This is a genomic window from Microbulbifer agarilyticus, from assembly GCF_001999945.1.
GTDB lineage: Bacteria > Pseudomonadota > Gammaproteobacteria > Pseudomonadales > Cellvibrionaceae > Microbulbifer > Microbulbifer agarilyticus_A.
The window spans coordinates 1,254,647-1,268,834 of sequence record NZ_CP019650.1; the positions used below are offsets into that span (position 1 = coordinate 1,254,647).

Annotated in this window: 11 protein-coding genes; 10 read left to right on the forward strand and 1 reads right to left on the reverse strand. The window is 54.6% G+C overall.

The window, feature by feature from the left end; genetic code table 11:
- Positions 1–267: 267 nt before the first annotated feature.
- A complete protein-coding gene (gene gltA / locus Mag101_RS05050; RefSeq protein WP_077401701.1) occupies positions 268–1,557 on the reverse strand; it encodes a citrate synthase in 1,290 nt (429 codons plus the stop codon).
- A 659-nt stretch (positions 1,558–2,216) separates the two neighbouring features.
- On the opposite strand from gltA, the gene sdhC reads away from it, so the two are divergent.
- The 10 genes from sdhC (at position 2,217) to Mag101_RS05100 (ending at position 14,168) form a co-directional block, all read left to right on the forward strand.
- Positions 2,217–2,591, forward strand: a complete 375-nt coding sequence (sdhC, locus tag Mag101_RS05055) for a succinate dehydrogenase, cytochrome b556 subunit (RefSeq protein ID WP_077401703.1) — start codon at positions 2,217–2,219, stop codon at positions 2,589–2,591.
- Complete coding sequence (gene sdhD, locus Mag101_RS05060) at positions 2,585–2,953, forward strand: succinate dehydrogenase, hydrophobic membrane anchor protein (RefSeq protein ID WP_077401706.1); 369 nt, start codon at positions 2,585–2,587, stop codon at positions 2,951–2,953. The genes sdhC and sdhD overlap by 7 nt, the downstream gene beginning before the upstream one ends.
- Before the next feature lie 3 nt (positions 2,954–2,956).
- The gene (gene sdhA / locus Mag101_RS05065; protein WP_077401709.1) at positions 2,957–4,729 is read left to right on the forward strand and encodes a succinate dehydrogenase flavoprotein subunit; all 1,773 of its coding nucleotides are present in this window, start codon (positions 2,957–2,959) and stop codon (positions 4,727–4,729) included.
- A gap of 18 nt (positions 4,730–4,747) precedes the next feature.
- Positions 4,748–5,452: a succinate dehydrogenase iron-sulfur subunit gene (locus Mag101_RS05070; protein ID WP_077401713.1), complete on the forward strand. Its 705-nt coding sequence runs from the start codon at positions 4,748–4,750 to the stop codon at positions 5,450–5,452.
- Between the two features lie 193 nt (positions 5,453–5,645).
- A complete protein-coding gene (locus Mag101_RS05075; RefSeq protein ID WP_077401716.1) occupies positions 5,646–8,471 on the forward strand; it encodes a 2-oxoglutarate dehydrogenase E1 component in 2,826 nt (941 codons plus the stop codon).
- A gap of 82 nt (positions 8,472–8,553) precedes the next feature.
- Positions 8,554–9,744 carry a 2-oxoglutarate dehydrogenase complex dihydrolipoyllysine-residue succinyltransferase gene (gene odhB / locus Mag101_RS05080; protein WP_077401719.1) on the forward strand — a complete coding sequence of 397 codons (1,191 nt, stop codon included), beginning with the start codon at positions 8,554–8,556 and terminating at the stop codon, positions 9,742–9,744.
- Between the two features lie 171 nt (positions 9,745–9,915).
- Complete coding sequence (gene lpdA / locus Mag101_RS05085; RefSeq protein WP_077401722.1) at positions 9,916–11,355, forward strand: dihydrolipoyl dehydrogenase; 1,440 nt, start codon at positions 9,916–9,918, stop codon at positions 11,353–11,355.
- 150 nt (positions 11,356–11,505) lie between these two features.
- Entirely contained in the window at positions 11,506–12,672 is a 1,167-nt protein-coding gene (sucC, locus tag Mag101_RS05090) for an ADP-forming succinate--CoA ligase subunit beta (RefSeq protein WP_077401725.1), read from the forward strand.
- Between the two features lie 2 nt (positions 12,673–12,674).
- Positions 12,675–13,547, forward strand: a complete 873-nt coding sequence (gene sucD / locus Mag101_RS05095; RefSeq protein WP_010131883.1) for a succinate--CoA ligase subunit alpha — start codon at positions 12,675–12,677, stop codon at positions 13,545–13,547.
- A gap of 282 nt (positions 13,548–13,829) precedes the next feature.
- Positions 13,830–14,168 carry a hypothetical protein gene (locus Mag101_RS05100; protein WP_077401728.1) on the forward strand — a complete coding sequence of 113 codons (339 nt, stop codon included), beginning with the start codon at positions 13,830–13,832 and terminating at the stop codon, positions 14,166–14,168.
- Positions 14,169–14,188 lie beyond the last annotated feature (20 nt).

Genomic DNA, 14,188 nt, shown 5'->3' on the forward strand with positions numbered 1-14,188 from the left:
TTCTAATTGTCTAATTGGTACGTTCGTAGCAATTAAATTCTCCATACATCTATATAGGGAGTAATTTATTCTCAAGGCGCAATATTAAACTTATTTCTTAGAATAATGTTTCCTTATCCTGTTCAATATGTGATGTGCGTCACACTTATTGCGCGGTCCGAAAATCCATGTTTTGGTTGGGTCACGAAGAGGGCACCTGCTTGGTACGCAGGTACAAAAAACCCGGCGATTGCCGGGTTTTTTTGGGAGGCGAAATTCCGTTCGGAATTAACGCTTGTCGAGATCCACGTAGTCGCGAGCAGTGTAGCCGGTGTACAGCTGACGCGGACGGCCGATCTTGTAAGGGTTGGAAATCATCTCGTTCCAGTGCGCGATCCAGCCTGCGGTACGGCCGGTAGCAAAAATCACGGTGAACATGTCGGTAGGAATACCGATCGCTTTCATGATGATGCCGGAGTAGAAGTCGACGTTCGGGTACAGCTTCTTCTCTACGAAGTACTCGTCTTCCAGTGCGATCTTTTCCAGCTTCTTGGCGATACGCAGCAGCGGATCGTTTTCGGCGCCCATTGCACCCAGAACTTCGTCACAGATGCCCTGCATTACACGGGAGCGCGGGTCGAAGTTCTTGTATACGCGGTGGCCGAAGCCCATCAGGCGGAACGGATCGTTCTTGTCTTTGGCCTTGGCAACGTACTCGTCGATACGGCTCTCGTCACCGATCTCCTGCAGCATGTTCAGTACCGCTTCGTTGGCGCCGCCATGTGCCGGGCCCCAGAGGGTAGCAATACCGGAAGAGATACACGCGAAGGGGTTGGCGCCAGAGGAACCAGCCAGGCGTACGGTAGAGGTAGAGGCGTTCTGCTCATGGTCAGCGTGCAGCAGGAAGATCACGTCCATGGCTTTTGCCACGATCGGGTCGATCTTGCTCGGCTCACAAGGGTTGCCGAACATCATGTGCAGGAAGTTCTCGGCGTAGCTCAGGCTGTTGTCCGGGTACATGAACGGCTGGCCTTTGCTGTGCTTGTAGCACATGGCGGCCAGGGTCGGCATCTTGGCGATCAGGCGGTCCGCAGAGATTTTGCGGTGCTCCGGATCGGTGATGTCGAGGGAATCGTGGTAGAAGGAGGCCAGTGCACCGACAACACCGCACATCATTGCCATGGGGTGAGCGTCGTAGCGGAAGCCTTTAAAGAAGTTAACCAGAGACTCGTGAACCATGGTGTGGTTCATGATGCTGTCAACGTACTCTTTTTTCTGCTCTGCGTTCGGCAGTTCGCCATTCATCAGCAGGTAGCAGGTTTCCAGGTAATCGGATTTGTCCGCCAGTTGCTCGATAGGGTAGCCGCGGTGCAGCAGAACGCCCTTGGCGCCATCGATATAGGTGATCTTGGATTCGCAGGAGGCGGTGGACATAAAGCCCGGGTCGTAGGTGAACAGGCCTTTACTGGCCAGGCTGCTGACGTCAACAACGTCGGGACCGGCAGTGCCAGAGTAGACTGGCAGGTCGAATGGGGCGTCGATACCGTCGACCGCGAGTTGAGCTTTCTTGTCAGACATTGTGGACTCCTAAAAACTATTCTTTCGCCAGCTTTTTTATTTCCACACAAATTGCTGAAGTGGATTCGGCAATTCACGGCCCTGGGAGGGGCGAAATCCGCGCTGATCCGTGATCACATTTTATAAATCGTTGTGTATCGCGGATGTTTCAGTTGCGCAGGAGAACCCGGAAAGTGCCGGATTCTGCGGGCTCGGACGGCCTTCATTGGCTACATCCAGACGCGGATATGGGGCTAGCGGGCTTTTGAGCGCGGCCAAACTTAAGTGTCGCGCCTCAAATTGTCAAACCAAATTGCCGTGGCCGGCCGGTTCCGTGGCCGCAGGATCTTCCGCGGTAGATCGGAGTGGCAGGGAAATTGCCTGTCTGAAAGGGCGATATGGCATGTAAATTTCGGCACTACCCCAGCGGGTCGAATCGTGCGCTTCATACTTTGGTCTGCTGGGTGGCGCTGAATACAACTGGTACAAAGCCGCCCGTGCCGACTTTCGGTTCGTTGTGTTTTGATATGTGAATGCCTATAATCCGCGCGGCTTGCGCCTTGGTAAGGCCACTTTGTACAAGACCTCTACAGGTTGGTTGGAAAGTGATCAGCAAGCTCGCCCGGTATGTAGAGAATTAGCGGGCGCCCCGTCTTTCAGGGCAACAAGGTGTTTTTCCTGTGAACAAGAACAGACCTGTCAATTTAGACATTTCTACTATTAAGCTCCCTGTACCAGCGTTGGTATCCATTCTTCACCGAATTTCCGGTGTGGTGCTTTTTGCTGTGGTTGCACTTTTATTGTGCATGCTGGATTCCAGTCTGGAATCTGAGCAGGGTTTCCAAAAAGTAGCAGACTTTTTTACCAGTGTTCCGGCCAAGCTTCTGCTGTGGGCATCACTGGCTGCACTTATTTACCACCTGGTCGCTGGTGTGCGTCACCTGATTATGGATCTGGGTGTGGGTGAGAGCCTCGAAGGTGGTCGCCGCGGCGCCATTCTGGTTCTGGTGCTTTCTGTTGTCCTCATTCTGCTGGCGGGAGTCCTGATATGGTAGGTGCAGCTACTGGTTTCGGCCGTAACGGCGTTCAAGACTGGTTTATTCAACGTATCAGTGCTGTGGTGCTGGTGGCGTACACCCTCTTTATAGTGGGTTTCATTTTCCTTTCCAAAGATTTTGGCTACGCAAGCTGGTCCGCGCTGTTTGAGCAGCGTTGGGTTCGCGTATTCAGCCTGGTTGCTCTTATCTCCACAATTGCTCATGCCTGGATCGGTCTCTGGTCTGTGGTAACTGATTACATCACCAACCGCATGATGGGTGGCAAAGCGACCGTCCTGCGAATTCTGGTTGAAGTGTTGTTGGGTGCTGTTGCCGTGTTCTACGCGGTGTGGGGCATCGAAATTCTGTGGGGTGTATAAGTTATGTCGAATATGCGAACAATAACCTTTGACGGCATTGTTATTGGCGGTGGCGGCGCGGGTATGCGCGCTGCACTGCAGATGGCCCAGTCTGGTTTCAAGACTGCGGTAATCACTAAAGTATTTCCTACCCGTTCTCACACGGTTTCTGCACAGGGCGGTATTACCTGTGCGATTGCCAGCGATGACCCCAACGACGATTGGCGCTGGCACATGTTCGATACCGTCAAAGGCTCCGACTACATCGGTGACCAGGACGCGATCGAATATATGTGTTCCGTAGGCCCCGAAGCAGTGTTCGAGCTCGAACACATGGGCCTGCCGTTCTCCCGTACTAAAGAAGGTCGTATCTATCAGCGTCCTTTCGGTGGTCAGTCCAAAGACTTCGGTCGCGGTGGCCAGGCTGCACGTACCTGTGCGGCGGCAGACCGTACTGGTCACGCACTGCTGCACACCCTGTATCAGGGCAATATCAAGAACAACACTGTATTCCTCAACGAGTGGTTCGCGGTCGATCTGGTGAAGAACCAGGACGGCGCTGTTGTCGGCGTGATCGCGATGAACATCGAAGATGGCGAGGTCGTTTACGTTAAGTCCAAGGCGACCGTTCTCGCCACCGGTGGTGCTGGCCGTATCTTTGCCTCTACTACTAACGCGCACATCAATACTGGTGACGGTATCGGTATGGCGCTGCGTGCCGACATTCCTGTCCAGGATATGGAATTCTGGCAGTTCCACCCAACCGGTATCCACGGTGCTGGTGTACTGGTGACCGAAGGCTGTCGTGGTGAAGGTGGTTACCTCGTTAATAAAGACGGCGAGCGCTTCATGGAGCGTTACGCTCCGAATGCGAAAGACCTGGCAGGCCGCGACGTTGTTGCACGCTCCATGGTTCTCGAGATCCTCGACGGCCGCGGTTGTGGTCCGGAAGGCGACCACGTATTCCTGAAGCTGGATCACCTGGGTGAGAAAACCCTGAACGCCAAGTTGCCGGGCATCCTCGAGCTGTCCCGTACCTTCGCGCACGCTGACCCGGTTAAGGTGCCGATCCCCGTTGTTCCGACCTGTCACTACATGATGGGCGGATTGGCGACCAATATTCACGGTCAGGTGCTGACCCAGGATGCTTCCGGTAACGATCACGTGATCGACGGTATCTATGGCTGTGGTGAAGTTGCTTGTGTATCCGTACACGGCGCCAACCGTCTGGGCGGCAACTCGCTGCTGGACCTGGTGGTATTCGGTCGCGCCTCTGGCCTGTTTATCGAAAAAGCCCTGCGTGAGGGCATCGAGCATCGCGAAGCGAGCGACTCTGACCTCGAAGCAGCGATGGGCCGCCTGAACCGTCTCGAAACCAAGAACGACGGCGAAAAAGCTGCCGACCTGCGTAAAGAACTGCAGAACGTAATGCAGAATCACTTCGGTGTATTCCGTCGCGGCGACTTCATGGCCGAGGGTGTGAAGAAGCTCGAAGACCTGCGCGCACGTATCGAAAACGTTCGCCTGGACGACAAGAGCCGTGCGTTTAACACCGCGCGTATCGAAGCGCTGGAACTGCAAAACCTGCTGGAAGTGGCCGAAGCGACTGCGATTGCCGCAGAGACTCGTACCGAAAGCCGCGGCGCCCACGCGCGTGAAGACTTCCAAGAGCGCGACGACGAGAACTGGCTGTGCCACTCCATGTTCTTCCCTGCGGAGAAACGTGTTGGTAAGCGTGCCGTTAACTTTGCGCCCAACACCGTAGAAGCTTTCGAACCGAAAGCGCGTACCTACTAATTCGGGAGCGGAAAGACCATGTTGAAAGTAAGCATCTACCGTTATAACCCGGAAACCGATTCTGCACCGTACATGCAGGATTACGAAATAGACACCCAGGGCAAAGACCTGATGGTGCTGGACGTACTGGAGCTGTTGAAGGCTCAGGATGCGACCCTGGCATTCCGTCGCTCTTGCCGTGAAGGTGTGTGTGGTTCCGACGGCATGAACATCTCTGGCAAGAACGGTCTTGCCTGTATCATGCCGCTGTCTGAAGCTGCGCCGAAAGGCAAGCTGGTACTGCGCCCGCTGCCGGGTCTGCCGGTTATCCGCGACCTGGTTGTGGATATGGAGCAGTTCTACACCCAGTACAAGAAAATCGAACCTTACCTGCAGAACGACACTCCGGCTCCGGCCATTGAGCGTCTGCAGTCTCCGGAAGATCGTGCAAAACTGGATGGCCTCTACGAGTGTATTCTCTGTGCCTGTTGTTCCACGTCTTGTCCTTCTTTCTGGTGGAACCCGGACAAGTTCATCGGCCCGGCGGGCCTGTTGCAGGCTTACCGCTTCCTGGCGGATAGCCGCGACACCGCAACCGACGAGCGCCTGGGTAAATTGGACGATCCGTTCAGCGTTTTCCGCTGCCACGGTATCCAAAACTGCGTCAACGTTTGTCCTAAGGGCCTGAATCCAACTCGGGCAATCGGACATATCCGCAACATGTTGATAACCCGCGCCGTATAACGGATGCCCCGGTAACGGGGAGTGGGTTTCCCACCAAAAATATAAGCACAATTAGGCCGACAGCAGCGCAGGTGTCAGGTCTATACGAAAGAGGGGAGGTGTCTATTTCAGCACCTCCCCTTTTGTGAGTGAAAAGACAGGAAAGAGCGGCGCGAAAATCAAGGGTGCGCGCCGTCAATTGAGGTAGGCATTAATGCACGAAAGCTCTATGGAGGCGCTCTGGCGGACTTCACATATCTCTGGTGGCAACGCCGGGTATGTCGAAGATCTGTACGAGACCTATCTGCACGACCCCAGTGGTGTACCGGAAGAATGGCGCAGCTACTTTGACAGCCTGCCGCGTGTAAGCGGTGGAGATGTCTCCCATGCTGCTATTCGCCAGCATTTCGAACTGCTGGCGAAAAACCGTACCCGTCCTCTCGCCGCTCCCGGCGCCGGCTCTGTTAATGTTGAACACGAGCGCAAGCAGATTAAAGTTCTGCAGCTGATCAATTCCTACCGTCACCGCGGTCACAAGAAGGCCACTCTTGATCCGCTGGGCATCATGGCCCGCGAACAGGTGCCGGATCTGCAGCTGAACTTCCACGGCCTCACCGAGGGCGACTTTGACACCACCTTCCAAACGGGTGATCTGTTCTTCGGGAACGGCGAGTCCACTCTGCGTGACATCGTACAGGGCCTGGAGAATACCTACTGCGGAAATCTGGGTGCGGAAATCATGCATTTGTCGAATCTCGACGAGCAGCAGTGGTTTCAGCAGCGTCTCGAGCGCAGCCAGTGCAAGCCCACCTTTGGTGAAGATATTCGTATAGAAATTCTGCAGCGCCTGTCTGCGGCAGAAGGCCTTGAGCGTCACCTGGATTCCAAGTACCCGGGTACCAAACGCTTTGGTGTGGAAGGTGGTGAAAGCCTGATCCCGCTAATGGACGCGTTGGTTCGCCGCTCTGGTACCTATGCGGTAAAAGAGATCGTGATCGGTATGGCCCACCGTGGCCGTCTGAACACCCTTGTGAATATTCTCGGTAAAAACCCTGCCGATCTGTTTGAAGAGTTCGAAGGTAAGCGCACCCTCGATACGTCCGGTGACGTTAAGTACCACCAGGGCTTCTCTTCCAACGTGATGACCCCGGGTGGCGAAGTGCATTTGGCATTGGCCTTTAACCCGTCTCACCTGGAGATCTGCGCGCCGGTAGTGGAAGGGTCTGTTCGTGCTCGTCAGGATCGCCGTGGCGATAGCACGGGTGAAAAAGTGCTGCCAATCAACATCCATGGTGATGCAGCGTTTGCCGGCCAGGGCGTGGTGCAGGAAACCCTGCAGATGTCTCAGACTCGCGGTTACTACACGGGCGGTACCATCCATCTGGTACTGAACAACCAGGTAGGTTTCACCACCAGTAAGCGCGAAGATGCGCGCTCCACCGAATACTGTACCGATGTCGCGAAGATGATCGACGCTCCGGTACTGCACGTAAACGGTGACGACCCGGAAGCGGTTGTACTGGCTGGCCTGCTGGCAATCGATTACCGCTACGAGTTTAAGAAAGACATCGTGATCGATCTGGTTTGTTACCGCCGTCGCGGTCACAACGAAACCGACGATCCCTCCGGCACCCAGCCGCTGATGTACCAGACCATTCGCAAGCACAAGACGGCCCGTACTCTGTATGCAGAGAAGCTGATTGGCGAAGGCGTTTTGGACAAGGCTGCCGCCGACAAGTTGGCCAACGACTACCGCGACAAACTGGACCGCGGTGAAGACGTAGCGACCGGCCTGGTGAATGAGCCGGACGAATCCATGTTTGTGGACTGGCGCCCGTACCTGAACCACGAGTGGACTGTTGAAGGCGATACCAGCTTTGAGCTGACCAAGTTGAAAGACGTGGCGACCCGCATGACTACCGTTCCCGACGGTATCGTGATGCAGCGTCAGGTTTCCAAGATTTACGACGACCGCCGCAAAATGGCCGGTGGTGCGCTGCCTCTGAACTGGGGCATGGCGGAAACCCTGGCCTATGGCACTTTGCTGGAAGAGGGCTACATGGTCCGCTTCACCGGTGAAGACGTTGGCCGCGGTACCTTCTCTCACCGTCACGCGGTTATCCACAGCCAGAAAGACGGCCAGAGCTACGTGCCGCTGCAGCACATGTTTGAAGGTCAGCCGCGTTTCGATATGTACGACTCACTGCTGTCGGAAGAAGCGGTGCTGGCGTTCGAATACGGCTATGCCACTACCACTCCGAAATCCCTGGTGGTTTGGGAAGCGCAGTTTGGTGACTTCGCCAACGGTGCCCAGGTGGTAATCGACCAGTTCATTACTTCCGGTGAGCATAAGTGGGGCCGTATGTGTGGCCTGGTGATGCTGCTGCCGCACGGTTATGAAGGCCAGGGCCCAGAGCACTCCTCTGCGCGTCTCGAGCGTTTCATGCAGTTGTGTGCCGAACACAATATTCAGGTATGTAATGCCACCACCCCGGCACAGATCTTCCACCTGCTGCGTCGTCAGGCCGTGCGCCCGATGCGTCGCCCGCTGGTGATCATGAGTCCGAAGTGGATTCTGCGTCACAAGCTCGCAACTTCCAGCCTGGACGAGCTGGCTACCGGCCAGTTCCAGAACGTCATTCAGGATGGCGGTGTGGAACCAGCCAAAGTGAAGCGACTGATCATCTGCTCCGGTAAGGTTTACTACCACCTGCTGGAAGCGCGTATGGAACGCGAACAGGAAGACGTTGCACTGGTCCGTTTGGAGCAGTTGTACCCATTCCCAGACGACGAATTCCTGAGTGCGGTATCCGCGTTCAAGAACGTCAAGAGCGTTGCCTGGTGTCAGGAAGAGCCCATGAACCAGGGCGCCTGGTACTCCAGTCAGCACCACTTGCGTCGCCTGCTGAAAGAAGCACATCCCAAGCTGGAGCTGGAATATGTCGGCCGCGCGGCTTCCGCTGCACCTGCGGCGGGTTACATGTCCACCCACTTGGAAGAACAGAATAAGTTCATCAACGAGGCGCTGACTGTCAAATAAGGCAGCAGTACAACGAAAGAGCAGGATGTTGTGAAGGATTAGTGTCTTTCCACATCCCCGAAAATCTCAGGAAACAGGAACAATGACCATCGAGATTAAAGCGCCAACATTCCCGGAATCTGTTCAGGACGGCACCGTTGCCACCTGGCACAAACAACCGGGTGAAGCTGTGTCCCGCGATGAACTGATCGTGGATATCGAAACCGACAAAGTTGTGCTGGAAGTAGTTGCACCGGCTGACGGCGCCATTAGTGAAATTATCAAAGGTGAGGGCGATACCGTTCTCTCCAATGAAGTAATTGCCAAGTTCGAAGAAGGCGCTGGCGCCTCTGCCGAAGCTGCACCTGCGGCAGCTGAAGCTCCGGCTGCTGCGGCACCTGCCGCCGCCGGCGAAAAAATTGCTATGCCGTCTGCCAAGAAAATGGCTGCGGAAAAAGGCGTTGACCTGGCTGGCGTTGAAGGCACCGGCAAAGGCGGTCGCGTACTGAAAGAAGACGTGATGAAAGCGGGCACTGCGCCGGCTGCTGCCGCACCGGCTGCTGCCGCGCAAGTGGAAGTTGCTGCGGGTGAGCGCGTTGAGAAGCGTGTTCCGATGACTCGTATGCGTAAGCGTATCGCCGAGCGTCTGCTCGACGCATCCCAGTCCACTGCCATGCTCACTACTTTCAACGAAGTGAACATGAAGCCAGTCATGGATCTGCGTAAAAACTACAAGGACCTGTTCGAGAAGACCCACAATGGCACCCGCCTGGGCTTCATGGGCTTCTTTGTTAAAGCGGCAGTAGAAGCGCTGAAGCGTTACTCTGCGGTGAACGCGTCCATCGATGGTAACGACATCGTATACCACGGTTACCAAGACATTGGTGTTGCGGTTTCCTCCCCGAAAGGCCTGGTAGTACCTATTCTGCGTAACGCAGAAAACATGGGCCTGGCGGATCTGGAGAACAATATCCGTGACCTGGGCCTACGTGCCCGTGATGGCAAGCTGTCTATTGACGAGATGACCGGTGGCACCTTCACCATCACCAATGGTGGTGTGTTCGGTTCCCTGCTGTCTACTCCGATCCTGAACCCGCCGCAAACCGCCATCCTCGGTATGCACAAAATTCAGGAGCGCCCGATGGCGGTCAACGGCAAGGTAGAAATCCTGCCAATGATGTACCTGGCGCTGTCTTACGATCACCGCCTGATCGACGGCAAGGAAGCGGTTGGCTTCTTGGTTGCGATCAAAGAAATGATCGAAGATCCGGCGCGTATCCTGCTGGAAGTATAAGCAGGTTAGATTTGGAGAAAGGGCGGCCCTTAAGAGGTCGCCCGCAAAATGAGCCAGCCGTTCGAGCTGGCATCAACGGCAACAAGACCGTCTCAGGGAAATCCGGGAAGAAGCCCGGGCATGCGGTGACAAATCCGCATTCGTTGAATCCACTCAAATTTGGAACAGACCATGTCAGAAAAATTTGACGTAATCGTAATCGGCTCTGGCCCCGGTGGTTATGTTGCTGCTATTCGCGCAGCGCAGCTGGGTCTGAAAACTGCCTGTGTTGAAAAATGGGTAAACAAAGATGGCAAGACCGTTAATGGCGGTACCTGCCTGAACGTTGGTTGTATTCCTTCCAAGGCGCTGCTGGACAGCTCCTGGAAGTACCACGAAGCCAAAGACGATTTCGAAGTCCACGGTATCGATGCCAAGGTCAAGATTGACGTTAAGAAAATGATCGGCCGTAAGGACGACATCGTTAAGAAGCTTACCGGTGGTGTAGCCGGCCTGTTTATGGCCAACAAGGTGACCTCTATTGAAGGTACCGGCAAGCTGCTCGCAGGCAAGAAAGTTGAAGTAACTGACCACAACGGCAAGAGCACTACCTACGAAGCAGAAAACATCATTCTGGCTTCCGGTTCTGTTCCGGTGAACATCCCGCCGGCGCCTGTGGACAACAAAATCATCGTTGATTCCACCGGTGCACTGGAATTCACCCAAGTACCCAAGCGTCTGGGTGTGATCGGTGCCGGTGTAATCGGCCTGGAACTGGGCTCTGTATGGAACCGTCTGGGTTCCGACGTAGTGGTTCTGGAAGCCCTGGATAGCTTCCTTGCCATTATGGATCAGCAGATTGCCAAAGAATCCCAGAAAATCTTCAAGAAGCAAGGTCTCGACATCCGTCTGTCCTGCCGTGTAACCGGCAGCGAAGTGAAAGGTAAAGAAGTTGTCGTTACCTATCAGGACAAAGATGGCAAAGAGCACCAGGAAACCTTCGACAAGCTGATTGTATGTGTGGGCCGTCGTCCGTACACCGAAGGTCTGCTGTCTGAAGACGCTGGCGTAAAACTGGACGAGCGTGGCTTCATCTACGTAAACGACCTGTGCATGACTTCTGCACCGGGCGTATGGGCCATCGGTGACGTAGTACGCGGCCCGATGCTGGCGCACAAAGCGTCTGAAGAAGGCGTGGTGGTTGCCGAGCGCATCGCCGGTCAGAAGCCGATGATGAACTACGACGTGATCCCGAACGTTATCTACACCCACCCGGAAATTGCTGCGGTTGGCCGCACCGAAGAACAGGTGAAAGCTGACGGCGAGCCCTACAATGTGGGCGTATTCCCGTTCGCTGCTTCCGGCCGCGCTATGGCCGCCAACGATACCTACGGCATGGTGAAAATCATTGCGCACGCGGAAACTGACCGCGTACTGGGTGCACACATCGTTGGCCCGTCTGCTGCTGATCTGGTTCAGCAAGTAGCGATCGCCATGGAATTCGGCTCCAGCGCAGAAGACATCGGCATGACCGTATTCGGTCACCCGACTCTGTCTGAAGCGGTGAAAGAAGCTGCACTTGCTGCGAACGGCCATGCGATCCACATCGCCAACCGTAAAAAGCGTAAGTAAGCGACCCGATAAACCGGGGCGGAAGTGTCTTCCGCCCCGGATTCATTTCAGGGTTCTGGTTTTGCAATTCAACAGCGCCCGAACCTTGTTTAAACGCGCAGAGAAATCTGCAATTGGTAAACACATTTCAAATGTGAATTGGTATTGACTATGAACTTGCATGAGTATCAGGGCAAACAACTGTTTGCAGCATACGGATTGCCGGTTTCCAAAGGCATTGCAGCGGAAACCCCGGCAGCGGCAGCAGCGGCAGCAGATGAAATCGGCGGCGACAAGTGGGTTGTTAAAGCCCAGGTACACGCTGGCGGCCGCGGTAAAGCGGGCGGTGTGAAGCTGGTAGACTCCAAAGCGGAAATTGAAGAATTCGCCAAAAAGTGGCTGGGTAACAACCTGGTAACTTATCAGACAGACGAAAACGGCCAGCCGGTTTCCCGCATCCTCGTGGAAAGCTGCACCGATATCGACCAGGAACTGTACCTGGGCGCGGTGTTGGACCGTGCTACCCGTCGCATCGTTTTCATGGCCTCCACCGAAGGTGGTGTTGAGATCGAGAAAGTTGCGGAAGAGACTCCGGAAAAAATCCTGAAAGCCATCATCGACCCGCTGGTAGGCGCACAGCCTTACCAGGGCCGTGAGCTGGCGTTCAAACTGGGCCTCGAAGGCGATCAGATCAAGCAGTTCACCAAGATCTTCCTGGGTCTGGCGAAAATGTTTGAAGAGAAAGATCTGGCCCTGCTGGAAATCAACCCGCTGGTAATCACTCCAGAGAAGAACCTGCACTGCCTGGACGCCAAGATCGTTATCGATAGTAACGCTCTGTACCGTCACCCGGACCTGCGTGAAATGCACGACCCGTCTCAGGAAGACGAGCGCGAAGCACACGCAGCCAAGTGGGACCTGAACTACGTAGCATTGGATGGCAACATCGGCTGCATGGTAAACGGTGCTGGTCTGGCCATGGGTACCATGGACATCGTGAATCTGCACGGCGGTAGCCCGGCCAACTTCCTGGACGTTGGTGGCGGTGCGACCAAAGAGCGCGTTGTTGAAGCGTTCAAAATCATCCTGTCTGACGACAACGTAAAAGCCGTTCTGATCAACATCTTCGGCGGTATCGTACGCTGTGACATGATCGCCGAAGGCGTGATCGGTGCAGTGAAAGAAGTGGGCGTTGAAGTACCCGTAGTTGTTCGCCTGGAAGGTAACAACGCTGAGCTGGGTGCCAAGGTCCTGAGCGACAGCGGCCTGAACATCATCGCTGCAACCAGCCTGACCGATGCTGCACAGCAAGTGGTTAAAGCTGCGGAGGGTAAATAATCATGTCAGTACTGATTAACAAAGACACTAAAGTAATCTGTCAGGGCTTCACCGGCTCCCAGGGTACTTTCCACTCCGAGCAAGCGATCGAGTACGGCACAAAAATGGTCGGCGGTGTAACCCCGGGCAAAGGCGGCCAGACTCACCTGGGCCTGCCGGTATTCAATACCGTAAAAGAAGCCGTAGAAGCAACCGGTGCGGAAGCATCTGTAATCTATGTACCTGCGCCTTTCTGTAAGGATTCCATCCTGGAAGCGGCGAACGGCGGCATTAAGCTGATCGTGTGCATCACTGAAGGCATTCCTACTATGGATATGCTGCAGGCCAAGGTTAAGTGTGACGAGCTGGGCGTACGCCTGATCGGCCCGAACTGCCCGGGTGTTATCACTCCGGGTGAATGTAAGATCGGCATCATGCCTGGTCACATTCACAAGCCAGGCAAAGTGGGCATCGTATCCCGCTCCGGTACTCTGACTTATGAAGCCGTTAAGCAGACTACTGACCACGGTTTTGGCCAGTCTACCTGTGTCGGTATCGGTGGTGACCCCATCCCGGGTTCCAACTTCATCGATATTCTGGAAATGTTCCAGAACGACCCGCAGACCGAAGCGATCGTTATGATCGGTGAGATCGGCGGTTCCGCTGAAGAAGAAGCGGCTGCGTACATCAAGGAAAACGTCACCAAGCCGGTCGTTTCCTACATCGCTGGTGTAACCGCTCCTCCCGGGAAGCGCATGGGCCACGCCGGTGCGATCATCTCCGGTGGTAAAGGTACCGCGGACGAGAAATTTGCTGCTCTGGAAGACGCCGGTGTTAAAACCGTGCGCTCCCTGGCGCAAATTGGCGACGCACTGAAGGAAGTGACCGGCTGGTAATCGGCACGGTTCTTTCTGACAAAAAAGCCACCTTCGGGTGGCTTTTTTTATACCTGCAGAAAGCGTTACTATGCGCACTTGTTCTACACGGTTTCGGCGATTCTCCGTGTTCGGCAGCCTATGGCTTGTGTTCCCGGATTGAAGTAGGCTAACTCGTTGATTTATGGCAGGTTTTTCATCGCTGGTCGTTTTTGCTTCCTATGAACAGAAGCCCCTGACGACAATAGACCATGGCTCATGAATAAAACTGTTATGCAATAAAATCAAAAATCGAGGAAAATAATGATTCAAGCATTGCTGGCTAGTGGTATAGTTTTTGGCCTGTTGAAATACTTTGAACGAGGTAAGGATCGCGGTCTAGACAGCTTCACATCAATAACATTCGTCCTTGTTCCGGCTCTACTGATATTTCTAGCGACAATAGGTACTGGGATAGCTGGTATTGACCAGCAGTTTCTTATTGCACTTGTTGCTTTGTACTTTATCGTACCGATGCTTATGTTGCGGCTGCAGTTTGAGCTCTCTTGGAGGCAGTCTGCACAATATGGGCTACTAGTGTTGTTGGTCGTGATTACTGTAGATACATTGTTCTATATCCTACTCAGTGCCACGAATGCATAACAAGGTGTGGCAACGGCGTT